This window comes from Kitasatospora sp. NPDC053308 (assembly GCF_055585785.1).
The window spans coordinates 381,255-406,582 of record NZ_JBVJJY010000005.1 but is presented as its reverse complement, the minus strand read 5'-3'; the positions used below and the strand labels follow the sequence as shown (position 1 = coordinate 406,582).

Sequence of the window (25,328 nt, the reverse complement as noted above, 5' to 3'; positions counted from 1 at the left end):
CTCCAGGTCCGCGCCGAATGCGCGGATAACTCGAACGGATAGACTGACCGATATGCGCCGAGCGAAAATTGTCTGCACCCTGGGTCCGGCGACGGACTCCTACGAACAGCTGAAGGCCATCGTCGAAGCGGGCATGAACGTCGCCCGACTGAACATGAGCCACGGCAACCACGCGGACCACGAGGAGCGGTACCGCAAGGTCCGCCAGGTCTCGGAGGACACCGGCAAGGCCATCGGCGTCCTGGCCGACCTCCAGGGTCCGAAGATCCGTCTGGCGACCTTCGCCAACGGTCCGGTGACCGTCGACAACGGTGACGAGTTCACCATCACCACCGAAGACGTCCCCGGTGACCAGCACATCTGCGGCACCACCTACAAGGGCCTGCCCGGCGACGTGAAGCCCGGCGACCCGATCCTGATCAACGACGGCGTCATCGCCCTGGAGGTCGTCAGCGTCGACGGCCCGCGGGTGAAGACCGTGGTGGTCGAGGGCGGCGTGCTCTCGAACAACAAGGGCATCAACCTGCCCGGCGCGGCCGTGAACGTGCCCGCCCTGTCCGAGAAGGACAAGGACGACCTGCGCTTCGCGCTGCGTCTGGGCGTCGACATGATCGCCCTGTCCTTCGTCCGGAACGCGGACGACATCAAGGACGTCCACGAGGTCATGGACGAGGTCGGCATCCGGGTGCCGGTCATCGCCAAGATCGAGAAGCCGCAGGCCGTCGAGGCCATGGAGGAGATCGTCCTCGCCTTCGACGCCATCATGGTCGCCCGCGGCGACCTGGCCGTGGAGTACCCGCTGGAGCGGGTGCCGCTGGTCCAGAAGCAGCTGATCACGCTGGCCCGCCGCAACGCCAAGCCGGTCATCGTCGCCACCCAGATGATGGAGTCGATGATCCACGCCTCGCGCCCGACCCGCGCCGAGGTCTCCGACGTCGCCAACGCCATCCTGGACGGCGCGGACGCGGTCATGCTCTCCGCCGAGTCCAGCGTCGGCAAGTACCCGGTCGAGACCGTCCGCACCATGAGCCGGATCTGCGAGAAGGCCGAGGAGGAGCTCGTCTCCCAGGGCCTGCAGCCGCTCAACCCGGGCCGCAAGCCGCGCACCCAGGGCGGCTCGGTCGCCCGCGCCGCGTGCGAGCTGGGCGACTTCCTGGACGGCAAGGCGCTGGTCGCGTTCACCAAGTCCGGTGACACCGCGCGCCGGCTCTCCCGCTACCGCTCGCCGATCCCGGTGATCGCGTTCACCCCGGACACCGCGACCCGCAACCAGCTCTCGCTGAGCTGGGGCGTCGAGGCGTACGTGACCGAGCAGGTCGCCACCACCGACGCGATGGTCGCCCAGGTCGACCGTGAGCTGCTGCGGATGGGCCGGCTCGGCGAGGGCGACACCGTGATCGTCACCGCCGGTGTCCCGGTCGGCATCCCCGGCACCACCAACATGGTGCAGGTGCACCACCTGGGCACCCGGGGCGCGTGAGCCACGGGGCCGTGGCGGCCCCGACGTCCCCTAGGACGTCCCGCAAACGCCCGTGGGGCGGTCCTCCGGTTCCGGAGGACCGCCCCACGGGCGTTGCGGCGCCCGCTACTTGTCGCTGTACGGCGCGTCGTCGTTGAACAGGTGCATCCCGGGGATGTGCAGGGTGCCGCCGAACTGGCCGGCCTGCTTGGCGGTGACGCCGGTCAGCTCCAGGTCCAGCGGGATCGGGATGGCGCCGATCAGGTCGTACAGCCAGCGCGGCAGGGTGTCCGGGGTGAGGGTGATCTCGCCCAGGTCGATCGGGATCGGCAGGCCGAGCAGCTTGGAGAGGTGGCCCGACAGCCGCTCGACGTACATGGTGACCGGGCCGTCGCGCATGGTCGAGGTGGACCCCTTGGCGCCCTGGACGTGGAAGGTCACGCCATTGCCCTCCAGGGTCGACATGTCGAGGTTGTCGATGTCCACGCTGTCGACCACGAACTTCAGCACCCGCTTGCTGCCGGTCGGGGTCTTCACGTCGTAGACGCCGTGGAAGACCGCGCCGTGCAGGGCCAGACGGCTGGTCAGCAGCGTCCAGTTCTGCTCCGGGACGACGTGCCCGGGGGCGGCCGCGCCGGCGGTCAGACTCCGGGTGTCCACGGCGCAGTTGGGGTTCGCGGTGGGTGAGGCGGACGGGGATCCGGAGGCGTTCGCGGAGGGCGTGCCGGTACCGGTGGCGCCCGCGGAGGGCGTGGCGCTGCCGGTGGCCCCCGCGGAGGGCGTCGCCTTGGCACTCGCCTTGCCGCTCGGCGTCGCGGCGGGCGAGGGCGCGCCGCCGGAGGGCTGGGCCGCGGGCGCCGCCGCGCCCTGGTCGGCCGCCGGGGCCGGGGGCTGGGCCGGCGCGCCGGTCCTCGGAGCGGGGGCGGACGGGGTGGTGGCCGACGGCGCCGACGGCTGGGCCGGCTTGGGGGCCTGACTCTGGGTCGGGCTCGGCGACGCGCTCGGGTTCAGCAGGTGGTTGATGCCGCCGACGATGTCGTCGATCAGCCCGGCCTGGGTCGCCAGGCCCGCGCCGCTGCCGGTGCCCTGCGGGGCCGCGCCGGGGGTGACGGTGTCGCCGCCGGGGGCAGTCGCGGTGCCGGGGGTGGTGGCCGCGCCGGCGCCGGCGGCGGCCGCCCGGGCGGCGGGCTGCTGGGCGGCGGGCGACGCGGCGGACGAGGGCTTGACCGGCGAGGTCGGCTGCGGGGCCGGCGTGGCCGAGGGCGCCTGGGTCGGCGCGTGGGTGGGGGCCGCGGTCGGCGCCGTGGTGGGGCCGCCGGCCGGGCCTCCGCCCGCCCCGGTGGTCGGCGGCTGGGTCGGGGCCGTGCTCGGCCCGCCGGACGGGGCGGGCGGCGGCTCGGGCAGCTCGCTCTTGGGGACCGGCGTCTCGATCGGCGCGACGTCCGGCACGGTGACCGGCGCGTTGCCGCAGGGCTTGCCCGCCGCGGACTCGGCGATCGCCGGGTTGGGCGTGTAGGCGGCGGCCATCAGCAGCGCGGTCGGCACCGCGGCCATCGCCAGCGCGCGGCCTCTCAGCCGGACCCGTACGGGCGTGCGCCGGGCCGCGTGCCGGCCGGAGCGCTGCGCCGGGACGGCCGTGCCGTCGGCTTGCTCGGCCGGCCCGGTCACCGGGCTCCCTCCGGGTCGGCGGCGCCGGTCTGCTTCGGGACCTCGGGCCGGTCGGCGGGCTCGGTGGCGGCGGCCTCGGCGGCCGGCTCCTGCGGCGCGCCCTGGGCGGGCAGCTTGGCGGTCGGGGCCTCGGCGGCTTCCGGCGCGGCCTCGGCGGCCGGCCGGGCGGCGGACCCGGCGACCGGCTCGGCGGCCGACTCCGCGGCCGTCGGCTCGGTCGCGACGCTCTGCGCCACGTCGCCCGCCGTCGCGCCGGCCGCGCCCTTGCCCCGGCGGCGTCCGCGCTGGGCCGTCGACTCGGCCTTGGGCTCGGGCAGCGGCGCCCAGGAGACCATCAGCCCGCCGCCGATCAGGCCCGGCAGCAGGGCCAGCCCGAAGCCCGCCAGGTTGGAGACCGGGATCGAGACCAGGGTCAACAGGATGGTGGCGATGCCCGCGAAGACCCGGACGGCCGGCTGGAACCACCCGGTGAACCCGAGGATGATCATCAGTACTCCGATGATCATCGACCCGGCGCCGGCCGTGGTCGACATCGCGATGGTCAGGCCGCCGAGCGAGAGGTGCGCGTAGGGGAAGTAGAGGATCGGGCCGCCGGCGATCATGGCCAGCAGGCCGCCCCAGAAGGGCCTCGTGCGGCGGAAGACACGGAAGTGCCGCCAGAGCCACCCGATCGGGTTCTGGTGGTCGGCCCGGGGTTCGACCGTTGCGCTGGACATGGTGCAGCTCCTCGATGTCTCTACGAGGGGAAGAACATTGACGTCAGGCCGGGAACGGCGAAGGATCCGCCGCCCCCGGCCCTGGGAGACCCGTCCACCGGTGCGCCGAGCGGCACACCGTCAGGTGGGGCTCAGAAGCACTCGTTGCCCGGGCCGTCGCCGTGCTTGAGCGACAGGTTCAGGCCGCTGAGCACGAAGTTGCCGGCCGAGGTGGCGCGCGCGGTCTGCTGGACGTTCTCCAGGATGGCCGAGTCGGCGGCCTGGGCGAAGCCCGTGGCGCCGGTCGGCAGGCCCTTGCCCCCGCCCGCGGCCTGGACGCCCGCGTGGGGGGCCCAGCCCTGGGTCGCGCTGCCCTTGAGGGAGGACGCGTCCTCGCCGATGTTGATGTTCTTGAACGTCGCGTCCGCCTTCAGCTGCTCCAGGTCGATGAGCAGGTTGTCGGCGTGCACCGGCTTGCTGCCCGCGCCACCGGCGTTCAGCTGGAGGGTGATCTTGCCGAGGCCGAACGCCGACAGGTCGGTCACCACGGACTGGCACAGGTTGGTGATGTCCGCCTTGTCGAAGGCCGAGACGGCCACCGGGTGCGGCGTGCCGTTGGCCTCGATGTCGACGGTGCCGAACTGGGCGAAGTTCGTGCCCTCCAGGTGCGTGGTGCTGACCTTGAACTGCTGGCCGGAAATGCTGAACGAGGCGGCGAGCGCGCTGTTGGCGATCGAGACGCCGACCATCGCGGTGGCCGCGACGCTCGGCACCATCACCAGGGCGAAGCGCTTCCAGCGGGTCTTGCCGTAGGTCTTGGACATGCGAGTCCTCCTTCTAGGACGTACATCTCCGGCTCCCCGGCGGGGCGTCCCGCACCGGTGGGGGCCTGGGATGGGAGAGAGCTACGTCCTCGGTAGCGGAGAGCGCCTTGGGCGTCGTCGGACGCGGGAGCGGCCTGCGTACAGCGGCCCTCCCGGCCGAGTACCGGCCGACCTTGTGGGGCGGCGGGCAGGACCGACGACATCGGCGATCACCCCCGAGCGACAACCAGCGACCGCGCAGGGCCGCGCGGCCGGTCGAAGGACAGGAACCGCCGTGGGACCGCGGATACCCCCCTGCCCTCCCTCCCGCCGACCGTGGCCGGCGGATCACCCGGTGGGGATCCCGCGCTCCGCGTGGCCGACGGGCTGTCGGAGGTGTGGAGTCTGGGACCGGGCGACGCCGATGCTGCTTGAATCCCGGGCGAAGCACAAGGGGTGCCTTACTGACGGGTAATGCAACATCCGGGGGCGTTGATCATGAAATGCGCGCGACCGGCACCGTACGTGACGCCTTGAAGGAGACGTGACGGCGAAATCCGCCGGAAACACCAGGGAAACACCCGTGGATGGTCACGCTTGGTGACCATCCACGGGTGAAATCAAGATTTGGTAAACCTCTGTCCGGTTGACCGGATTGTCGCCAAATCACCCGGCGACACCGCAGGTCACCCGCCGTGCCAGCCGGCCGTCCGACGGCGGCCCCGGAGCGGCTCCGGAGCGCCCCCGGGCCGGGCCGGAAACGAGTCGGAAACGCGCCGGGAGGGCCCGGACGCCGACTCAGAACAGCACGCGCGCCAGCGCCGTACGGGCCGCGGTGACCCGGGGGTCCTCCGGGCCGATCACCTCGAACAGCTCCAGCAGGCGCAGTCGGGCGGTGTCCCGGTCCTCGCCGGCCGTCCGCCCGACGGTGTCCACCAGGCGCCCGAAGGCGTCCTCGACGTGACCGCCGACCAGGTCCAGGTCGGCCGCCCGCAGCTGGGCCTCGATGTTCTTGGGGTCGGCCGCGGCCGCCGCCCGGACGGCCTGCAGGTCCAGGCCCTCGACCCGCTGCAGCAGCTGGGCCTGGGCCAGGCCCAGCTTGGCCTCGGTGTTGCCCGGCTGGTCGGCCAGCACGTTCCGGTACGCCTGGATGGCGCCGCCCAGGTCGCCGGAGTCCAGCGCGTCGTGCGCGGCGGCCAGCGCCGGGTCCTCGGGGCGCTGCGGGGCGGCGCCCGGGGCCTCGCCCGGGGCGGCACCCACGCCGCCGGCCACGCCGAAGCGCTGCTCGGCGACCAGGATCAGCTGGTCCAGCACCTTGCGGATGTTGGCGGCGCTCTCCGCGCCCTGGAACAACGGCACCAGCTGGCCTGCCACCACGGCCATCACGGCCGGGATGCCCTGGATGCCGAACTGCTGGGCGAGCAGCTGGTTGGAGTCCACGTCGATCTTGGCGAGCACGAAGCGGCCGGCGTACTCCTCGGCCAGGGCCTCCAGGACCGGGCTGAGCTGCTTGCAGGGGCCGCACCACTCGGCCCAGAAGTCGATGACGACCGGCACCTCGGTGGAGCGCTGGACGACCTCGGTCTCGAAGGTGTCCTCGGTGACGTCGATGACGAGCTGGTAGGCGGACTGCGCGGGGGCGTAGCCGTCCGCTTCGGCGGCGGCCGCCTGACGGGCCCGCTCGGCCCGGGCCTGCTCGGCCTTCTGGGCGGCCTCGCCGGCCGCCTTCACTGCGGCGAGGTCGACCGCACCGCGCAGGGCGGAGCTGTTGAGACGCGAATTCCGTGGCTGCATGGCACCATCCTCCCCCGTCCGCGCTGCTTGCGGGCACCATCCTCGGGAAAGTCGCTCCGCGCGGCCCGCGCGGTGCGGGTTCCCGGGCGCGGGACCCGCGCCCCGGTAGCCTGGACCGTTCGACGCGGATCCCCACCCGCGTCCGCGCCGCTCCCGTCCCACGGGAGGCGGCGCCTGGTTGTCACTGCTTTCGCTACGAGTCGTAGCGTAACTGGAGCCGGTGCCCCGGCCGCAAGCCCATCCGCCGGTTCGGGGACGTGACCTGCCCCACTTTCCCGGGCGGCCCGGCTGCCCGAATCGGCGAACAGTCGCTACCGTTACCTGCCCCACCCAAGTTACTTACCAGTACAGCGCAAGGAGGCCCGGTGCCGGCCGCCCAGCCCCCCGCGAGACCGGAGAGCACCCGCCCGGTGTGCGCGGTCCCGGCGAACGCCGCCCCGGACGCCACGCACGCCCCCGCGCACGCCGCTCCCAACGCACCGCACGCCGCCCCGGAGGCCGCCGCGGCCGCCCGGGCCAAGGGCCGCCCGCGCAGCGCCGCCGCCGACCGCGCGATCCTCGACGCCACCCGCGAAGCCCTCGCCGAACTCGGCTGGGGCGGACTGACCATGGGCCACGTGGCGAGCCGGGCCGGGGTCGCCAAGACCACCCTCTACCGCCGCTGGCCGTCCAAGAACGAGCTGGTGGTGGACGCCGTCGCCACCCTCTTCGACGAGCTGGTGATGCCGGACCTCGGCAGCCTGCGGGCCGACATCGAGGCCGTGGTGGCCCAGTTCGCCGACCTGCTGGCCCGTCCGGAGACCCAGGCCGCGCTGCTCGCGCTGTTCGCCGAGGGCATCCGCGACCGTCAGCTGCACCGCAGGATCCGCGAGGCCATCGTGGACCCGCAGAAGCGGCTGGTGCACCAGGGCCGGGCGGCCGCCCAGGCGCGCGGCGAACTCGAACCGGACACCGACGCCGACTCGGCCCGCGAGGAGGTCGACATCATCTTCGACACCATCGCGGGCACCGTCGAGCACCGCGTCCTGGTGAGCGGCGAACCGATCACCCCGGCGTGGACCCGCCGCTTCACCGACCTGCTGCTGGGACCGCTCACCACCGGCTGACCGGCCCCGGACACGGCGGAGCCGCCCGTACGGGAACCCCGTACGGGCGGCCGGCGGCGCGCTCAGAACGCCGCGTTCTCCTGGTACGTCCCCCACTCCTGCCGCAGCGCGTTGCAGATCTCGCCGAGCGTCGCCTCGGCGCGCACCGCGTCCAGCATCGGCGGGATCATCGACTCGCCCGAGCGCGCCGCCGCCAGCATGGCGTCCAGCCCGGCCCGGACGGCCGCCTCGTCCCGGGCCGCCTTCCGCGCCGCCAGCACCCGGACCTGCTCGCGCTCGACCTCGTGGCTGACCCGCAGGATCTCCAGCTCCGGGGTGACGCTGCGCGGGTGGCAGTTGACGCCGACCACGCGCTTGTCGCCCTTCTCCACCGACTGCTGGTACTGGAAGGCCGCCTCGGCGATCTCGCCGGTGAACCAGCCCTCCTCGATGCCGCGCAGGATGCCGGAGGTGATCGGGCCGATCTCGTGGTCCTCGCGGCCCTTGTCCAGGATCCGCTGGAAGATCGCCTCGGCCTGCTGCTCGATCCGGTCGGTCAGCGCCTCGACGTACCAGGAACCGCCCAGCGGGTCGGCCACGTTGGCGACGCCGGTCTCCTCCATCAGCACCTGCTGGGTGCGCAGGGCGATCTCGGCGGCCTGCTCGGACGGCAGCGCCAGGGTCTCGTCCAGGGCGTTGGTGTGCAGCGAGTTGGTGCCGCCGAGCACCGCGGCCAGCGCCTCGACGGCGGTGCGGACCACGTTGTTGTACGGCTGCTGCGCGGTGAGCGAGACGCCGGCGGTCTGGGTGTGGAAGCGCAGCCACTGCGCCTTGTCGGTCTTGGCGCCGAAGCGCTCGCGCATCCATCGGGCCCAGATCCGGCGCGCCGCGCGGAACTTGGCGATCTCCTCGAAGAAGTCCAGGTGCGCGTCGAAGAAGAAGGACAGGCCGGGCGCGAAGACGTCCACGTCCAGACCCCGGGACAGGCCCAGCTCGACGTAGCCGAAGCCGTCCGCGAGGGTGTACGCCAGCTCCTGCGCGGCCGTCGCCCCGGCCTCGCGGATGTGGTAGCCGGAGACGGACAGCGGCTTGTACGCGGGGATGCCCTCGGCGCAGTAGGCCATCAGGTCGCCGATCAGGCGCAGGTGCGGCTCGGGGGCGAAGAGCCACTCCTTCTGCGCGATGTACTCCTTGAAGATGTCCGTCTGCAGGGTGCCGTTGAGCACGGCCGGGTCGACGCCCTGGCGCTCGGCGGCGACCAGGTACATGCAGAAGATCGGGACGGCCGGGCCGCTGATCGTCATCGAGGTGGTGACCTCGCCGAGCGGGATGCCCTTGAACAGCACCTCCATGTCGGCCGCCGAGTCGATGGCCACGCCGCAGTGGCCGACCTCGCCGAGCGACTTGGGGTCGTCGGAGTCGTAGCCCATCAGGGTGGGCATGTCGAAGGCGACCGAGAGGCCGCCGCCGCCCGCGTCCAGGATCATCCGGTAGCGCTCGTTGGTCTGCTGCGCGTTGCCGAAGCCGGCGAACTGGCGGATGGTCCAGGTGCGGCCCCGGTAGCCGGTCGGGTGCAGGCCGCGGGTGTACGGGTACTCGCCCGGCCAGCCGATCCGCTCGAAGCCCTCGTAGGGCTGCCCGGCGGGCGGGCCGTAGACCGGCTCGACCTCGTCGCCGGAGAGCGTGGTGAAGTCCGCGTCCCGCTTGCGGGCCTTGTCGTACCGCTGCTGCCAGCGCTGCCGTCCGCGCTCGATCTCCTCGGCGTCCATGACCCCGAACTCCGCTCCGTACGGCCGCCACGGCGACGGGCGGCACAGCTATTAGGACGTCCTACTAATTTACTCGGACGTCCTAGTACTTGTCGATGGCAAACCGCCCGGGAGTGGCGGCCCGGAGGCGGGAGGCCGGGGCCGCCGGCGCGGCGGCCCCGGGAAACGGCGAGGGCCCCTCCCCTGGCGGGGAAGGGCCCTCGGACGGCCGCCGGCTCAGACGCCGGCCGACTGGCGGGCGCCGGCGCCCGCCGTCAGCTTCGCGGCGGCCTCGCCGGCCACCTTGCGCTCGAAGACGAAGGAGAGGAAGGGGATGCAGCCCGCCGCCAGGGTCAGCACGAGCCGGCCGAGCGGCCACTTGAGCTTCTGGCCGAGCAGGAAGGTCACCACGAAGTAGCCGATGTACAGGTAGCCGTGCAGCATCGCGACGTACGTGGTCACCTCCTCGGCCTTGCCGAAGCCGTACTTCGCGACCATGAAGCCGCAGAACACCAGCAGTGCGACACCGGTCGCGATGGCCAGGGCCCGGTACCAGCCCAGCAGGGGGGTCGCCTTCATACTCTTCCTCGCCTCGCTCGGCAGTTTCGGGCGGTACGCCCGGATCCGCGCACCGCTCCCACGAGGGTAGCCGCCCTCACGCCCGACCCTTCGCAGACCCCTCGTCCGGCTCGGCGAAGTCGCCGGCCGCGACCCGCAGCGGCTTGAGCAGTTCGAAGACCTGGCGGCACTGCTCGGGGCCGTACTCCTCCAGCCCGAACTCCATCGCCATGAGCTCCCGGGTGGCCTCCTCGACCACCTCGCGGCCGCGGTCGGTGATCGCGGCCAGCACGCCGCGGCCGTCCAGCGGGTTGGGGCGGCGGGCGACCAGGCCCGCCCGCTCCAGGCGGTCGACGGTGTTGGTCACGCTGGTCGGGTGGACCATGAGCCGCTCGCCGATCTTGGAGAGCGAGAGCTCGCCGGTCCGGCTGAAGGTCAGCAGCACCAGCGCCTCGTAGCGGGCGAAGGTCAGCCCGTACGGCTTGAGCACCGCGTCCACGCGGGACAGCAGGATCTGGTGGGCGCGCATGATCGAGGTGATCGCCGCCATCGAGGGGACGCCGCCCCACCGGCGGGTCCACAGCTCGTCGGCGCGGGCGATCGGGTCGAAGTCGAGTGCGAGGGGCTTGGCCACCTCCTTACCGTACCGGCGGATGGTGCACGTGTTACCAGCTGTCCTGATGGTGGACAAGCGCGACGCGTGGCGGGATCCCGCCAATCGGACGGCCAGGTCCATACCAGGACATTGCGCCGGTGTGAACGGACTGCAACGAGCGGGCGGCGCAACGGGGTTGACCGTCGACCGCGCCAACGCCGCGGTATCAGGCCTCGGTTCGGACGGTAACCCGCTGAAAGGCCGGGCGGTTCACCCCATTTGTCCGTTCGTTCACATTGCTTCGTCCTGGCGGGACTTGGCCAATCCATGAGCAAGACCTGTCATTTGATTTGCTCGATTGTCATGCTTTCCGCCAACCCCGAAAGGCCTCCACCACCCCCACCCACGGTGGCTCGGCCGATCGACCGCTCGGGGCCCCAGTACGACAGCGCCCGTCCCGCCCCTGTAGGTGCCGACCCCGGCCCCCGGGACGAGGTGCGACCGCGCCCACGCGGTTTCCCGAAGGGACTCGTCCGTGAAGCGAAAGCTCGCCGCAGTCGCCGTTCTGTCCGCCACCGCCCTGCTCACCGGCGTCGTCCAGGTCAGCACCGTGGCCGTCGCGGACCCGGCCCCGCACTCCCGGTCCGCCGACCTGATCGCCCTGGCGAACAGCCAGGCCGGCAAGGTGGCGCACGCCCTGGCCCTGGGCGCCCAGGAGCAGCTGGTCGCCAAGGACGCCGTGGTGGACACCGACGGCACCCGCCACTTCCGCTACGAGCGCACCTTCGCCGGACTCCCCGTGCTCGGCGGCGACCTCGTGGTGCACCAGAAGGCCGACGGCTCGACCACCTCCGTGGACAAGGCCACCGGTGCGACGATCGCCCTGCCGAGCCTCACCCCGCAGATCCCGGCGGACAAGGCCGCCGCCCAGGCCACCGGCGCCGTGCAGTCCACCGTCGGCGTCACCGCCGACAAGGACGAGGCGCCGCTGACGGCGGTGCACCAGACCGGCAAGCCCGAGCTGGTGGTCTGGGCCACCGACGGCACCCCGCGCCTGGCGTACCGCACCACCGTCGAGGGCGAGCGCGCCGACGGCACCCCGAGCCGTCAGCTGCTGGTCACCGACGCGGCGAGCGGCCAGGTGCTCTCCACCCACGAGGAGGTGCAGACCGCCACCGGCACCGGCAAGGGCGTCTTCGTCGGCACCGTTTCGCTGACCACCACCCAGAGCGGCTCGACCTACTCGCTCAAGGACGCGAGCCGCGGCGGCCAGGCCACCTACACCCTGAAGGGCAAGACCTCGGGCTCCGGCACCCTGGTCGCCAACTCGACCGACAGCTTCGGCAACGGCCTGGCCTCCAACGCGGAGTCCGCCGCCGTGGACGCCCAGTTCGGCGCCGCGGCCACCTGGGACTTCTACAAGAACACCTTCGGCCGCAACGGCATCAAGAACAACGGCGTCGGCGCCGCGAGCCGCGTCCACTACGGGCGCAACTACGTCAACGCGTTCTGGGACGACTCCTGCTTCTGCATGACCTACGGCGACGGCACCAGCAACACCCACCCGCTGACCGAACTCGACGTGGCCGGCCACGAGATGAGCCACGGAGTCACCTCGGCCACCGCCGGCCTGAACTACTCCGGCGAGTCCGGCGGCCTCAACGAGGCCACCTCGGACATCTTCGGCACCATGGTCGAGTTCTACGCCAACCTGCCTGCCGACAAGCCGGACTACCTGATCGGCGAGCTGATCGACATCAACGGCGACGGCACCCCGCTGCGCTACATGGACCAGCCCTCCAAGGACGGCTCCTCGGCCGACTACTGGTCCTCCGGCGTCGGCAACCTGGACGTGCACTACTCCTCCGGCGTCGCCAACCACTTCTTCTACCTGCTGGCCGAGGGCAGCGGCGCCAAGACCATCAACGGCGTCAACTACAACAGCCCGACCTACAACGGCTCGACCCTCGCCGGCATCGGCCGGGCCAAGGCCGCGCAGATCTGGTACAAGGCGCTGACCGTCTACATGACCTCCACTACCGACTACGCGGGTGCCCGCACCGCGACCCTGAAGGCCGCCACCGACCTGTACGGCGCGAACAGCGCCGAGTACAACGCGGTCGCCGCGACCTGGACCGCCGTCAACGTCAACTGACGTACGGCGCCGCCGAACCGGACGCCCGGGGCCCCTCGGAGGGTAGGCCCCGGGCGTCCGCCCACGTCCGGCCCGTGCCTGCCCACGTCCGGCCCGTGCCCGCCCGCCTTCGGGCGGGCACGGCTCGCGCGGGCCGCCCGGCCCGGTGGGCGCCGCTCGGGCCTCCGGGGTGTCAAGGCGCCCGGCTGGCGGAGTCCCGCCAGCGGGACGAACCGCCCGTACCGGGCAACCGACGGCAACCGAACCATCCGTACCGGGACTGGCGGTTCCCGGCCAATCCCCGGACGCGGCCTGTCCATTCCCGCCAAAGCTTGTCATGCTTCTGACCAAGCCCCGTCCGACCTCCGCCGCCCCCACCCTCGGCGGAGCGTCAGGAACCGCACGGGATCAGCACGTCCGCGCCCTACCGCCCCACGGCGTCACCCCCGGCGCCCCGGTACGCGGCGCACCCGCACGCACCCGCGGGTCTCGTGGAAGGAACCCCCGTCCGTGAAGCGAAAGCTGACTGTCGGAGCCGTACTCTCCGCCACCGCCCTGCTGGCCGGCGTCGTCCAGATCGCCGCCGTCCCCGCCGCCCAGGCCGCCGCCCCCTCCGCCGCGCAGCAGCAGTCCACGCTGCTCGCCTTCGCCGCCGGGCAGAGCGCCCCGGTCGCGCAGGCCCTCGCCCTCGGCAGCCAGGAACGGCTCGTCCCCAAGGACGTGGTGGTCGACCGGGACGGCACCCGCCACCTCCGGTACGAGCGGACCTACGCCGGCCTGCCGGTGATCGGCGGCGACCTGGTCGTCCACCAGAAGGCCGACGGCACCGTGGGCTCGGTCGACCGGGCCTTCGACGGCCGGCTGTCCGTGCCCAGCCTGACCCCGGCCCTCGCCGCCGGCCAGGCCGCCGAGCGGGCCACCGCCGCGGTGCGCTCGACGGTCGGCATCGCCGCGGACGAGGACGAGGCCGCGCTCAGCCGGGTCGACGGCGCCGACGCGACCGAGCTGGTGGTCTGGGCCGCCGACGGCGCGCCGCGGCTGGCCCACCGCACGACGGTCACCGGCGAGCGCGCGGACGGCACCCCGAGCCGCCAGGAGGTCGTCACCGACGCCGCCACCGGCCAGGTGCTCTCCAGCCAGGAGCACGTGCAGACCGCGACCGGCACCGGCAAGGGCGTCAACGTCGGCACCGTCACGCTGACCACCACCCAGAGCGGCTCCAGCTACCAGCTGAAGGACGGCTCCCGGGGCAACCAGTCCACCACCGACCTCAAGGGCGGCACCTCCGGCAGCGGCACGCTGTTCACCAACACCACGAACTCGTGGGGCAACGGCTCGCCGTCCAACCGCGAATCCGCCGCCGTGGACGCCCAGTTCGGCGCCGCGGCCACCTGGGACTACTACAAGAACACCTTCGGCCGCAACGGCATCAAGAACAACGGCGTCGGCGCCGCGAGCCGCGTCCACTACAGCACCAACTACGTCAACGCGTTCTGGGACGACTCCTGCTTCTGCATGACCTACGGTGACGGTTCCGGCAACACCCACCCGCTGACCGCCATCGACGTCTCGGGCCACGAGATGAGCCACGGCGTCACCTCGGCCACCGCCGGCCTGATCTACTCGGGCGAGTCCGGCGGCCTCAACGAGGCCACCTCGGACATCTTCGGCACCATGGTCGAGTGGTCGGCCAACCTGCCCGCCGACCCGCCGGACTACCTGATCGGCGAGAAGCTCAACATCAACGGCAACGGCACCCCGCTGCGCTACATGGACAAGCCCTCCAAGGACGGCGCCTCGGCCGACTACTGGTCCTCCACGGTCGGCAACAAGGACGTCCACTACTCCTCCGGCGTCGCCAACCACTTCTTCTACCTGCTGGCCGAGGGCAGCGGCGCCAAGGTGATCAACGGGGTCAGCTACAACAGCCCGACCTCCAACGGCTCGACGGTGACCGGCATCGGCCGGACCAAGGCGGCGGCCGTCTGGTACCGCGCGCTGACCGTCTACATGACCTCCACGACCAACTACAAGGCCGCCCGCGCGGCGACCCTGAAGGCCGCGACCGACCTCTACGGCGCGACCAGCACCGAGTACAAGACGGTGGCGGCGGCCTGGAGCGCCGTCAACGTCAACTAGCCGTCGACGTCGACCCGCCGTCGGCGACGGCCGGCCGTCGACACCGACCGGCCGTCGCCGGCGTCGACACGACGTCCCGGCCGGGGAGCCACCACCGGTGAGAAACGGCGACAGGCTGCCGCGGCCCTTTGGGAGAGGAGGCCGTGGCAGCCTGTCGCCCGTCCGCGCGGCGGACGGAAGCCGTCGGATCAGGCGGTGGCGGGCTTCAGCTCGCCGCGCTCCTCGCGGCCGAGCATCCGCTCGGCGAAGAAGCCGCCGGTGGGCAGCACCGACAGGACGAACAGCAGGACGCCGCGCTTGGCGTCCCACTTCTGCGCCTGCCAGGCCTGGATCCAGAAGATCACGTAGAGGATGAACAGGATCCCGTGGACCATGCCCAGCACCGGAACGGCGTCGAAGGAGGTGGTCCGCTTCAGCACCGAGCAGATCAGCAGCAGGATGAACGAGACCCCTTCGGGGCCGGAGACCAGGCGCAGGCGGTGGACGGCGCTGCTGTTCACGTGGGATACCTCAATACGGGGGTCGGAGGCGCGGGCACGCTTGTGAAGCGACTCACAAGCCTTCCGCCCATTATCACCGAGCACATGTCCGATCCCCCGGCGGGGGGCGGGCTCCGTGCCCGATCTCACAGCGCCCGGCGCGCCACACCCCGGTGTCCGGCCCGGCGCCCGCCCGCCCGTGCCCGCCCGCGGTGTCACAGCTGTGTGCCGGATCGCCGCCGGGCGCGACCGCCCGTCATCGGGAACCCCTATCCTGCTGCCCGCGCGCCCACCGATCCGGGCGCCGGGAGCCACACGTCACGGGGGTAGCCACCACATGTTCAAGCGCGACTGGGACCGCAGGACCTGCGCCAAGCGCGGCCACACCACCTACGCGCCGACCGAGCCCGAGCTGGCCTCCCGGCTGCACGCGGCCACCGCGCTCGGCGACGCCTGGCGCTGCCTGCGCTGCGGCGACTTCGCGCTCGGCGCCCCGCACGGCTCCGGCCCGGCCGCCGACGCGCCGCTGGTGCCGCGCGGCAAGGCCCTGCGGGACCTCTTCATCCTGCGCTTCCTGGCCGTCGAGCGGGTGCTGCGCGGTCTGCTGATCATCGTGATCGCCTGGGCCGTGTGGAAGTTCTCCAACAGCCAGGACGCGGTGCACCGGGTGTTCGACGAGAACCTGACGGTCTTCCGGCCGGTCACCGACCACTTCCACTGGGACCTCGAACACGCCCCCATCGTCGAGACGATCCGCAAGACCTTCGACTTCAAGAAGAGCACCCTGCTGATCGTCGCCGGCGCGCTGCTGGCCTACGCGGCGATCGAGATCGTCGAGGCGGTGGGCCTCTGGCTGAACAAGCGCTGGGCCGAGTACCTGACGGTGGTCGCCACCGCGGCCTTCCTCCCCCTGGAGGGCTACGAGCTGAGCCACCACGTCAGCGCGCTGAAGATCTGCACCCTGCTGCTGAACATCGCGGCGGTCCTCTGGATCATGCTCTCCAAGCGCCTGTTCGGGCTGCGCGGCGGCGTGGTGGCCTTCGAGGCGGAGCGCCACTCGGCCTCGCTGCTGGAGGTCGAGCAGGCGGCGGGCGCGATCCCGGGCCCCGGGCACGGCGCGCACGCCCGGTCCTGACCGGCGCGTTTGTCGCAGACCCGTACCAGTCGGGCACCGAACCCTCCCCCCGCCACGGCCGCAGCGGCTAGATTGCGGGCGTGGCACAGTTCAGACTCCAGGGATCGCGCGTGCTCGCCGTCGACTTGGGCGGGGACGCCGTCAAGGCCAGACACGGCTCCATGGTCGCCTACACCGGGCAGATGACCTTCAAGAAGCTGACCGGTGGTGGGGACGGCCTGCGCGGCATGGTCGCCCGTCGGCTGACCGGCGAGAAGATGACCGTCATGGAGGTGAAGGGCCAGGGCACCTGCTACTTCGCCGACAAGGCCACCGAGATCAACCTGGTCCGGCTGAACGGCGAGGCGCTGTACGTGGAGGCGGACAACCTGCTCTGCACCGAGTCCACCCTGCACACCGGCACCAGCTTCACCGGCCTCAACGGCATGTCCTCCGGCAACGGGCTGTTCACCACCAAGGTGGAGGGCCACGGCTGGGCGGCCGTCACCTCCGACGGGCCCGCCATCATCCTGCGGGTCGACAAGAACATGCCGCTGCGCGTCGACCCGGGCGCGTACGTGGCGCACACCGGCAACCTGCACCGCAGCCTGAAGTCGGGCGCGGGCTGGACGACGGTGATCGGCGAGGGCGGCGGCGAGGCCGTCCAGGTCGAGTTCACCGGCGACGGCCTGGTCTACGTCCAGCCCTCCGAGAAGGTCACCATCGGGGGTGACGTCTGATGGCCTTCACGAAGATCAACGGAAAGATGGTCGAGGCCCAGGTGGTCCCCGGGCAGCGGCTGTTCAGCCAGCGCGGCGCGATGCTCGCGTACAGCGGGGACGTCCGCTTCACGCCGAACATCACCGGCGGGCAGGGCGGCGTGATGTCGATGATCGGGCGCCGGGTGGCCAACGAGGACACTCCGCTGATGACCGTCGAGGGGCAGGGCAGGGTGATGTTCGGGCACGGCGGCCACCACGTCCACGTGATCGACCTGTTCGGCGACACCCTGTACGTCGAGGCGGACCGGCTGCTCGCCTTCGAGGGCACGCTGCGCCAGTCCACCATGTTCATGGGCTCGCAGGGCGGGGTGATGGGGATGGTCCGCGGCCAGGTCACCGGGCAGGGCCTGTTCACCACCAAGCTGGAGGGCAGCGGCTCGGTCGCGGTGATGGCCCACGGCGGCGTCTTCGAGCTGCCGATCGTCCCGGGCCAGGACGTGCACGTCGACCCGCAGGCGTACGTGGCGCACCGCGGCGACGTGCGCAACAAGCTGTCCACCGCGCTCGGCTGGCGCGACATGATCGGCCGCGGCTCGGGCGAGGCGTTCCAGCTGGAGCTGTCCGGGCAGGGCGCGGTGTACGTCCAGGCGAGCGAGGAGAAGCTCTGATGTCCTACCCGCCGCAGCCCCCGTACGGCTCGCCGCACGACCAGCCGACCCAGCCCGGCTTCGTCGTCCCGCCGCCCCCGCCGAACCACGGCCCGCAGCCGGGCCACCCGTCGCAGGGCGGGTACCCCCAGCAGGGCGGGTACCCGCAGCCCGGCGGCTACCCGGCGCAGGGCGGCTACCCGGCGCCCCCGCAGCCGCCCCAACAGCCTTACGCCCAGGAGCAGTTCGGCGGGCCGGTCGCCCCGTTGCCGACCGCCCAGGGCGGCACCGGCCCGGTGGTGCACGACCTCCACAGCCTGCCGGTCAACGACAACGTCAACCCGTACGCCTTCTCGGTTGAGCTGAACGGGTCCTACTTCCTGCAGAAGGGGAAGATGATCGCCTACTACGGCGACATCACCTTCAAGGGCGTCGGTGCCGGCGCGATCGACCGGATGCTCGGGCAGCACTTCAACTCGCCGCTGCACGCGTCGGACTGGGTGGTCGCCCAGGGCCGCGGCAAGCTGCTGCTGGCCGACCGGGCGTTCGACCTCAATTCGTACGACCTGGAGGACGGCAACCTGACCGTCCGCTCGGGCAATCTGCTGGCCTTCGACCCGACGCTGCGGCTCAAGCAGTCGATCATCCCGGGGTTCCTGACCCTGATCGGCACCGGCCGCTTCGTCGCCGCCTCCAACGGGCCGGTGCACTTCGTGGAGCCGCCGATCCGGGTGGACCCGCAGGCCCTGGTCGGCTGGGCGGACTGCCCGGCCCCGTGCCACCACTACGACCACGACTACATGCACGGGCTGATCGGCGGCATCCGCCGGCTCACCGGCATCGGCGGCGCCTCCGGCGAGGAGCACCAGTTCGAGTTCATCGGCGCCGGGCAGGTGCTGCTGCAGTCGAGCGAGAAGCTGATGGCGGAGCGGTCGGTGGGCGTGGTCGGCGCCGAGGCGGGCGTGCCGATGGGCGGCGTGCCGTCCCAGCCGGGCACGAGCGGCCACGGCGGCGGGAATCCCAACATCCCGGGGCTGGGTAACCTGGGCGACCTCGGCCGACGTTTCGGCCTGTAAACTTGTACAAGATTGAACTAAAGCGGCTATGCTGGATCCCATGGATACGCACACAACCAACACTGCGGACAACCCTCCGTCGCAGCCCGAGGAGGAGACTCCCTGGCTGACCGCCAGGGAGCAGCGGATGTGGCGCGCCCATCTGGAGGTCGCCAAGCTGCTGGAGTACCAGCTCAGCCGCGAACTGCAGCCGCACAACCTGGCCATCAACGACTACGAGATCCTCGTCGTGCTCTCCGAGGCCCCGGACCGCCGGATGCGGATGACCGACCTCGCGACCGCCACCCTGCAGTCCAAGAGCCGGCTGTCGCACCAGATCACCCGCATGGAGAACGCCGGCCTCGTCCTGCGCCAGGAGTGCCCCGGCGACCGCCGCGGCCTCTACGCCCATCTCACCGAGCAGGGCTGGGAGACCATGCAGCGCGTCGCCCCCGACCACGTGCGCAGCGTCCGGGCCCACTTCATCGACCGCTTCACCCCGGAGCAGCTCGACGCCATGTTCGACGCCCTCGCCCCCATCGCCGAGCACCTCCGCGGCCTCCGCGGCCGCGGCTAGGCCCCGCTGCTCCTCCCCCGCCCCGACCCCCGTCGCGGCGGGGCGGTCCGCGTTCCGGGCCGCTGCCCCACCCGCCCGGCACCTCGCGCGCAGGAAGTCGGCCACACCGACTTCCTGCGCGCGGGGTTGCGGACGGTACGAGCCGGGGCGCGTCAGCTCGCCGTGAGGCCGGCGACGAGTTCGTCGGCGGCGCCGTAGGGGTCGAGGGTGCCGGCGGCGACGCGTTCGGCGAGGGCGGCGAGGTGGCGGTCGCCGCGCAGGTCGCCGATGCGGGCGCGCAGTTCGGCGAGGGCGATGGCCTCGATCTCCTCGGCGGCGCGGCGGCGGCGGCGGACGGCGAGTTCGCCGTGCTCCTCCAGCCAGGCGCGGTGCTTCTCCAGTGCCTCGACGACCTCGTCCACGCCCTCGCCGCGGGCCGCGACGGTCTTGACGATCGGGGGCCGCCAGTCCCCCGCCTCGCGGGCCTCGCCGAGGCCGAGCATGTGGTTGAGTTCCCGCGCGGTGGCGTCGGCGCCGTCCCGGTCGGCCTTGTTGACCACGAAGACGTCGCCGATCTCCAGGATCCCGGCCTTGGCGGCCTGGATGCCGTCGCCCATCCCGGGGGCCAGCAGGACCACGGTGGTGTCGGCCTGGGCGGCGATCTCGACCTCGGACTGGCCGACACCGACGGTCTCGACCAGGATCACCTCGCAGCCGGCGGCGTCCAGCACCCGCAGGGCCTGCGGCGCGGCCCAGGAGAGTCCGCCGAGGTGGCCGCGGGTGGCCATCGAGCGGATGAACACCTCGGGGTCGGTGGCGTGGTCCTGCATCCGGACCCGGTCGCCGAGCAGCGCGCCGCCGGAGAACGGCGAGGAGGGGTCGACGGCCAGGACCCCGACCCGCTTGCCGAGCCGCCGGTAGGCGGAGACGAGGGCCGAGGTGGAGGTGGACTTGCCGACCCCGGGCGAGCCGGTGAGGCCGATCGTGTAGGCCTGCCCGGTGTACGGCGCGAGCGCGGCCATCACCTCCCGCAGCTGGGGGGCGGCGTTCTCGACCAGGGTGATCAGCCGGGCGACGGCCCGCGGCCGGCCCTCCCGGGCCTGCTCGACCAGCGTGGCGACATCGATCATCAGGAGCTCCTAGCGCGGATGCGGATGCCGAAGGGGCTGCGGACCGCTTGTGGCGGTCCGCAGCCCCGAAGATCAGATCAGCTGATCAGGCCTTCGGGACGCGCACGATGAGCGCGTCACCCTGGCCACCGCCGCCGCACAGCGCGGCCGCGCCGATTCCGCCGCCGCGGCGCTGCAGCTCCAGCGCGAGGGTCAGCACCACGCGGGCGCCGGACATGCCGATCGGGTGGCCCAGCGCGATCGCGCCGCCGTTGACGTTGACGATGTCCGAGGAGACGCCCAGGTCCTTCATCGACTGGTACGCGACGGCCGCGAACGCCTCGTTGATCTCGATCAGGTCGAGGTCGGCGACCTGCAGGCCCTCCTTGGCCAGCGCGTGCTTGATCGCGTTGGACGGCTGCGACTGCAGCGAGTTGTCCGGGCCGGCCACGTTGCCGTGCGCACCGATCTCGGCGATCCAGGTCAGGCCCAGCTCCTCGGCCTTGGCCTTGCTCATCACGACCACCGCGGCGGCGCCGTCGGAGATCTGCGAGGAGGTGCCGGCGGTGATCGTGCCGTCCTTGGTGAACGCCGGGCGCAGCTTGGCCAGGCCCTCGACGGTGGTGTCGGCGCGGATGCCCTCGTCCTGGCTGAACAGCACCGGCTCGCCCTTGCGCTGCGGGATGGCGACGGGCGCGATCTCGGCGTCGAAGACGCCGTCGGCCTGCGCCTTGGCGGCCCGCTGGTGGGAGGCGGCGGCGATCTCGTCCTGCACCTCGCGCGGGATGCCCAGGCGGGTGTTGTGCTTCTCGGTGGACTCGCCCATCGGGATGTTCTCGTACGCGTCGGTCAGGCCGTCGTAGGCCATCGCGTCGAGCATCTCGACCGCGCCGTACTTGAAGCCCTCGCGGGACTTCGGCAGCAGGTGCGGGGCGTTGGTCATCGACTCCTGGCCGCCGGCCACGACGATGTCGAACTCGCCGGCCCGGATCAGCTGGTCGGCCAGGGCGATGGCGTCCAGGCCGGAGAGGCACACCTTGTTGACGGTCAGCGCCGGGACGTTCATCGGGATGCCGGCCTTGACGGCGGCCTGGCGGGCCGGGATCTGGCCGGCGCCGGCCTGCAGCACCTGGCCCATGATCACGTACTGGACCTGGTCACCCGTGATGCCCGCCCGCTCCAGCGCGGCCTTGATGGCGACACCGCCGAGGTCGGCCCCGGAGAAGCCCTTGAGGGAGCCGAGCAGGCGACCCATCGGGGTCCGCGCACCGGCAACGATCACAGAGGTGGTGTTGGTCATGGGACGGGCCCCTTCGCACGTCGTGGCCAGGTGAGGATGCGCTCAATGTACTGACCTGTTACCCGCCCGTCACCGGAGCGACGGTGTGATCGAGCGCACTGGCACCCTCCAGTCAACACCGTGCCGACGCGGTCCGGGTGAACCCCGCGGCGTGTGAGCAGGCTCGCACCTCCGGCACTGGCGTCCGTCGCGGGCCATGCGCTGCACTTGGTGCCACCTTTGTCCGCCACCACCCCGGAGGTCGCCGTGCTGACCCGCATCGACCACATCGGCATCGCCTGCCGAGACCTCGACAAGACGGTCGAGTTCTACCGCGCCACCTACGGCTTCGAGGTCTTCCACTCCGAGGTCAACGAGGAGCAGGGGGTCCGCGAGGCCATGCTCAGGATCAACGGGACCGACGACGGCGGCGCCTCCTACCTCCAGCTGCTGGAGCCGACCCGGCCCGACTCCACCGTCGCCAAGTGGCTGGAGAAGAACGGCGAGGGCGTCCACCACATCGCCTTCGGCACCGCCGACGTGGACGGCGACGCCGAGGCCATCCGCGGCAAGGGCGTCCGGGTCCTGTACGAGGAGCCGCGGATCGGCTCGATGGGCTCGCGGATCACCTTCCTGCACCCGAAGGACTGCGGCGGCGTCCTGACCGAGCTGGTCACCTCCGCCCAGAACGCGCACCAGGACGCGCACCAGGACGCGCCCGCCGAGCACTAGGACGCGCACCGGGACGACCCCGGGAGCACACACCAGGAGCACCGATCGTTCACCGGACCGTCCCCAGGGTGCCGCGCGCTCCGGCGGCATCCGACGGCCCGTCGGTCATGACCCGTCAGTAACCTGGCCGGGACAGCCGGAAAACCCCCATGCGGCCATTCCCCCGCAGTGCGCTCCCACTACAATGCCCAGGTGCGCGAAGACTCCGGGGGACGGAGGGGACGGGCACGGCCGAAGACAGGCCCGTCCGCCGCGCGGCGGTCGGCCCGTCGCAAGGGGAGTCCATTACGCGGGCACGGCTGCACAGTCGTAAGACTGATCTGTCACCATTCTCCACAAGGCAAGAGTTCGCCCAGGAGTCCACCCGGACGGGGGAACGCGGTACCCCCGCGATCCCGCGCCCCGGACTCCGACGACCGCGGCGGGCGGCCCCGACTAGGCAAGGGGGCGTCCACCGGCTGCGGATGCAAGGACCAGTCGGACCGGCGCCCGGGACACGGGAGCCCGGAACCGGCCGGGTCGAGGACGCGACCAGGAGATGGATGGGACCGCGGAGTGCGGGGCAACGACCGCTACGAGGCTGACGATCACCTCTCCCAGTTCGAGGCCGAGATGGGTCGGACTCGGAAGGAGCGGGACAAGGCAGTCGAGCATGCCGAAGACCTCGCCTACCAGGTGGAGGTCCTCCGGGCGAAGCTGCACGAGTCCCGTCGCATGCTCGCCCAGCCGCGCGCCTTCGACGCCGTCTCCGGCCAGGCCGAGCAGATGCTCCGCACCGCCGAGATGCAGGCCCAGCAGCTGCGCGCGGACGCCGAGCGCCAGCTGCGCGACTCCCAGGCCGCCACCCAGCGGATCATGGCCGAGGCCGCCGAGCGCACCGCCCGGCTGGAGGCCGAGCTCGCCGCCCGCCGCCGCCAGCTGGAGGACGAACTCGCCGAGCTGCGCCGCACCGCCGAGCAGCACGTCAACGGCTGGGCCGAGCAGGCCAGGGCCGGCTCCGAGCAGGAGGCCCAGCGCCTCCTCCAGGAGGCCCGGGCCGAGGCCGAACGGATGGTCGCCGCCGCCCGCGCGGAGGCCGTCGCCCTCGCCGACCAGGCCCGCGCCCAGACCGCCGCCGACGTGGACGCCGCCCGCGGCGAGGCCCACGCCGCCGCCGAGGCCGCCCTCCAGCGCGCCCAGAGCGACGCCGAGCGCCTGCTGCGCGCCGCCTCCGAGCAGGCCCAGCAGGCCGGCGCCCAGGCCGCCGCGGACGTCGACGCCGCCCGCGGCCAGGCCCAGCAGGAGCTCGCCGCGGCCCACGCCGCCGCCGAACAGCAGCTGGCCGTCGCACACGGCGAGATCGGCCGGCTCAAGGAGCAGGCCGCCGCCGAGCAGGCCCGGGCCGAGCAGCAGCTCGCCGCCGCCAAGGCCGAGATAGAGCGGCTGCGCGCCGAGGCCATCGCCGAGGCGGAGCGCACCCGCCGCGAGGCCGCCGAGCTGCGCGCCCAGGCCGAGCAGGCCGCGGAACAGCTGCAGGCCGACGCCGAGGCCGCCGCCGTCCGCAAGGTCGCCGACGGCGAGGCCGCCAGCGAGCAGCGCTCGCAGACCGCCCGGGCCGAGGTGGCCCGGATGGTGGCCCAGGCCACCAAGGAGGCGAACGCGATCCGCGCCGAGGCCGAGGCCGTGCGGACCGCCGCCGTCACCAAGCAGGCCGAGGCCGAGGCCGCCAAGGCCGCCGCCGCCGAGGAGAGCGAGCGGCTGCGGGCCACCGCCGAATCGGTCGCCGCCGAGCTGCGCGCCGAGGCCGAGGCCGCGATCGCCGAGCTGCGCGCGCAGGCCGAGCGGGACGTCGCCGAGCTGCGGGCGCAGGCCGCGGCCGACGCCCAGCGGCTGCGCGGCGAGGCCGAGGAGGAGGGCCGCGCGGCCGGCGCCAAGGACGCCACCGTCCACCTCGCCAAGGCCGCCAAGACCGCCGAGGAGGTGCTCGCCCGCGCCAACCAGGACGCCGAGACCGCCCGGAGCGAGGCCGCCGCCGAAGCCGAGCGGATCCGCGGCGAGGCCGCCGCCGAGGCGCAGCGGCTGCGCGAGCAGGCGCAGGCCGCCGTCGAGCAGGCCCAGAACGCCGCCCTGGACGACGCCGCCGCGATCCGCGAGCGGATCGAGCAGATGCAGGACGAGGCGGCCCGGCTGCGCGCCGAGGCCGAGGAGCTGCGCGCCCAGGCCGCCGCCGAGGCCGACCGGGTCCGTGGCGAGGCCCGTCGGCAGGCGGTGCTGCAGATCGAGGAGTCGGCGAAGAACGCCGAGGAGCTGCTCACCAAGGCCAAGGCGGACGCGGACGAGCTGCGGGCGGGCGCCGCCGGCGAGATCGAGCGGCTGCGCGAGCAGGCCCAGGAGCAGGCCGCCGAGACCCAGGGCCGGGCCGAGCAGACCCTGGCCCGGGCCCGTGCCGAGGCCGCGAAGATCACCGCCGCCGCCGAGCAGCAGGGCCGGGACGCGCTGTCCGCGGCCAAGGCCGCGGCCGCCGAGAACCGCACCGCGGCCGAGCGCGAGACCGCCGAACTCCGGCGGGAGGCAACCGAGTTCGACCAGCGGGTGCGGGCCGAGGCGGCCGCCGCCGCGGAGGCCGTGACCAGCGAGGCGCAGGCCGAGGCGAACGCGGTGCGTGACGCCGCGGTGGCCGACGCCGAGCGGGTGCGCACCGAGGCCGACGCCGAGGCCGCCCGGACCCGGGCCGAGGCCGAGGCCACCGCGAACGCGCTGCGCGAGGAGAGCCGCCGCGAGCGCGAGGAGGCAGCCGCCGGGCTGCTGCGCGAGCGTGAGGAGACGGCCGAGCAGCTGGCCGCCGCCAAGGCCGCGCGCGCCCAGGCCGAGCACACCGCCGCCGAGGTCCGCGACACCGCCGACGCCTACGCCGCCGAGGTGCGCGCGGAGGCCGAGCAGGCCGCCGCCGAACTGCGCGCCGCCGCGCAGCACGAGAC

General features: G+C 72.8%; 20 protein-coding genes and 1 pseudogene. 11 read left to right on the top strand and 10 right to left on the bottom strand.

What is annotated here, in order from left to right; all coding sequences use genetic code 11:
• Window positions 1-52: 52 nt before the first annotated feature.
• The gene (gene pyk, locus ACZ6Y7_RS15150; protein ID WP_465758331.1) at window positions 53-1,480 is read left to right on the top strand and encodes a pyruvate kinase; all 1,428 of its coding nucleotides are present in this window, start codon (window positions 53-55) and stop codon (window positions 1,478-1,480) included.
• Window positions 1,481-1,585: 105 nt separating this feature from the next.
• On the opposite strand, the gene ACZ6Y7_RS15145 is transcribed toward pyk, so the two are convergent.
• The 4 genes from ACZ6Y7_RS15145 to ACZ6Y7_RS15130 form a co-directional block, all read right to left on the bottom strand.
• Entirely contained in the window at window positions 1,586-3,127 is a 1,542-nt protein-coding gene (locus ACZ6Y7_RS15145; protein ID WP_465758330.1) for a hypothetical protein, read from the bottom strand.
• Window positions 3,124-3,843, bottom strand: a complete 720-nt coding sequence (locus tag ACZ6Y7_RS15140; protein ID WP_465758329.1) for a DUF6114 domain-containing protein — start codon at window positions 3,841-3,843, stop codon at window positions 3,124-3,126. The genes ACZ6Y7_RS15145 and ACZ6Y7_RS15140 overlap by 4 nt, the downstream gene beginning before the upstream one ends.
• Window positions 3,844-3,974: 131 nt before the next feature.
• Complete coding sequence (locus tag ACZ6Y7_RS15135) at window positions 3,975-4,646, bottom strand: DUF6230 family protein (RefSeq protein WP_465758328.1); 672 nt, start codon at window positions 4,644-4,646, stop codon at window positions 3,975-3,977.
• 777 nt (window positions 4,647-5,423) lie between these two features.
• On the bottom strand, window positions 5,424-6,419 hold the full coding sequence (locus tag ACZ6Y7_RS15130; protein WP_465758327.1) for a tetratricopeptide repeat protein: 996 nt from the start codon (window positions 6,417-6,419) through the stop codon (window positions 5,424-5,426).
• 554 nt (window positions 6,420-6,973) lie between these two features.
• Here ACZ6Y7_RS15130 and ACZ6Y7_RS15125 point away from each other — a divergent pair.
• A complete protein-coding gene (locus ACZ6Y7_RS15125; RefSeq protein ID WP_465758399.1) occupies window positions 6,974-7,525 on the top strand; it encodes a TetR/AcrR family transcriptional regulator in 552 nt (183 codons plus the stop codon).
• A gap of 62 nt (window positions 7,526-7,587) precedes the next feature.
• Here ACZ6Y7_RS15125 and ACZ6Y7_RS15120 read toward each other — a convergent pair whose 3' ends face one another.
• The 3 genes from ACZ6Y7_RS15120 to ACZ6Y7_RS15110 all read right to left on the bottom strand — a co-directional run bounded on the left by ACZ6Y7_RS15120 (window position 7,588) and on the right by ACZ6Y7_RS15110 (window position 10,444).
• On the bottom strand, window positions 7,588-9,273 hold the full coding sequence (locus tag ACZ6Y7_RS15120) for an acyl-CoA mutase large subunit family protein (RefSeq protein WP_402222051.1): 1,686 nt from the start codon (window positions 9,271-9,273) through the stop codon (window positions 7,588-7,590).
• Between the two features lie 216 nt (window positions 9,274-9,489).
• Window positions 9,490-9,831 (bottom strand): DUF3817 domain-containing protein, encoded by a 342-nt coding sequence (locus ACZ6Y7_RS15115; protein WP_465758326.1) that lies wholly within the window; start codon window positions 9,829-9,831, stop codon window positions 9,490-9,492.
• A 76-nt stretch (window positions 9,832-9,907) separates the two neighbouring features.
• Window positions 9,908-10,444: a MarR family winged helix-turn-helix transcriptional regulator gene (locus ACZ6Y7_RS15110; RefSeq protein ID WP_465758325.1), complete on the bottom strand. Its 537-nt coding sequence runs from the start codon at window positions 10,442-10,444 to the stop codon at window positions 9,908-9,910.
• A gap of 496 nt (window positions 10,445-10,940) precedes the next feature.
• Here ACZ6Y7_RS15110 and ACZ6Y7_RS15105 point away from each other — a divergent pair, with 496 nt between their 5' ends.
• Both ACZ6Y7_RS15105 and ACZ6Y7_RS15100 read left to right on the top strand, forming a co-directional pair.
• Window positions 10,941-12,560, top strand: a complete 1,620-nt coding sequence (locus tag ACZ6Y7_RS15105) for a M4 family metallopeptidase (RefSeq protein ID WP_465758324.1) — start codon at window positions 10,941-10,943, stop codon at window positions 12,558-12,560.
• 489 nt (window positions 12,561-13,049) lie between these two features.
• The gene (locus ACZ6Y7_RS15100) at window positions 13,050-14,678 is read left to right on the top strand and encodes a M4 family metallopeptidase (protein ID WP_465758323.1); all 1,629 of its coding nucleotides are present in this window, start codon (window positions 13,050-13,052) and stop codon (window positions 14,676-14,678) included.
• Window positions 14,679-14,866: 188 nt separating this feature from the next.
• Here the strand turns inward: ACZ6Y7_RS15100 and ACZ6Y7_RS15095 are convergent, their stop codons facing one another.
• Window positions 14,867-15,178, bottom strand: a complete 312-nt coding sequence (locus ACZ6Y7_RS15095; RefSeq protein ID WP_465758322.1) for a DUF3817 domain-containing protein — start codon at window positions 15,176-15,178, stop codon at window positions 14,867-14,869.
• A gap of 316 nt (window positions 15,179-15,494) precedes the next feature.
• Here ACZ6Y7_RS15095 and ACZ6Y7_RS15090 point away from each other — a divergent pair, with 316 nt between their 5' ends.
• The 5 genes from ACZ6Y7_RS15090 (at window position 15,495) to ACZ6Y7_RS15070 (ending at window position 19,272) form a co-directional block, all read left to right on the top strand.
• On the top strand, window positions 15,495-16,292 hold the full coding sequence (locus ACZ6Y7_RS15090) for a DUF2127 domain-containing protein (RefSeq protein ID WP_465758321.1): 798 nt from the start codon (window positions 15,495-15,497) through the stop codon (window positions 16,290-16,292).
• Between the two features lie 80 nt (window positions 16,293-16,372).
• Window positions 16,373-17,011 carry an AIM24 family protein gene (locus ACZ6Y7_RS15085; protein WP_465758320.1) on the top strand — a complete coding sequence of 213 codons (639 nt, stop codon included), beginning with the start codon at window positions 16,373-16,375 and terminating at the stop codon, window positions 17,009-17,011.
• Window positions 17,011-17,661, top strand: coding sequence for an AIM24 family protein (locus ACZ6Y7_RS15080; protein ID WP_465758319.1), 651 nt, complete (start codon window positions 17,011-17,013; stop codon window positions 17,659-17,661). The genes ACZ6Y7_RS15085 and ACZ6Y7_RS15080 overlap by 1 nt, the downstream gene beginning before the upstream one ends.
• A gap of 245 nt (window positions 17,662-17,906) precedes the next feature.
• Window positions 17,907-18,716, top strand: a complete 810-nt coding sequence (locus tag ACZ6Y7_RS15075; protein ID WP_465758398.1) for an AIM24 family protein — start codon at window positions 17,907-17,909, stop codon at window positions 18,714-18,716.
• Window positions 18,717-18,756: 40 nt separating this feature from the next.
• The gene (locus tag ACZ6Y7_RS15070) at window positions 18,757-19,272 is read left to right on the top strand and encodes a MarR family winged helix-turn-helix transcriptional regulator (RefSeq protein WP_465758318.1); all 516 of its coding nucleotides are present in this window, start codon (window positions 18,757-18,759) and stop codon (window positions 19,270-19,272) included.
• Window positions 19,273-19,424: 152 nt separating this feature from the next.
• On the opposite strand, the gene meaB is transcribed toward ACZ6Y7_RS15070, so the two are convergent.
• Both meaB and ACZ6Y7_RS15060 read right to left on the bottom strand, forming a co-directional pair.
• The gene (meaB, locus tag ACZ6Y7_RS15065) at window positions 19,425-20,381 is read right to left on the bottom strand and encodes a methylmalonyl Co-A mutase-associated GTPase MeaB (RefSeq protein WP_402222080.1); all 957 of its coding nucleotides are present in this window, start codon (window positions 20,379-20,381) and stop codon (window positions 19,425-19,427) included.
• An 85-nt stretch (window positions 20,382-20,466) separates the two neighbouring features.
• The gene (locus ACZ6Y7_RS15060) at window positions 20,467-21,660 is read right to left on the bottom strand and encodes an acetyl-CoA C-acetyltransferase (RefSeq protein ID WP_465758317.1); all 1,194 of its coding nucleotides are present in this window, start codon (window positions 21,658-21,660) and stop codon (window positions 20,467-20,469) included.
• A gap of 246 nt (window positions 21,661-21,906) precedes the next feature.
• Here ACZ6Y7_RS15060 and mce point away from each other — a divergent pair, with 246 nt between their 5' ends.
• The gene (mce, locus tag ACZ6Y7_RS15055) at window positions 21,907-22,371 is read left to right on the top strand and encodes a methylmalonyl-CoA epimerase (RefSeq protein WP_465758397.1); all 465 of its coding nucleotides are present in this window, start codon (window positions 21,907-21,909) and stop codon (window positions 22,369-22,371) included.
• Window positions 22,372-22,926: 555 nt separating this feature from the next.
• Window positions 22,927-25,328: pseudogene (locus ACZ6Y7_RS15050) on the top strand (hypothetical protein); the annotation flags it as partial.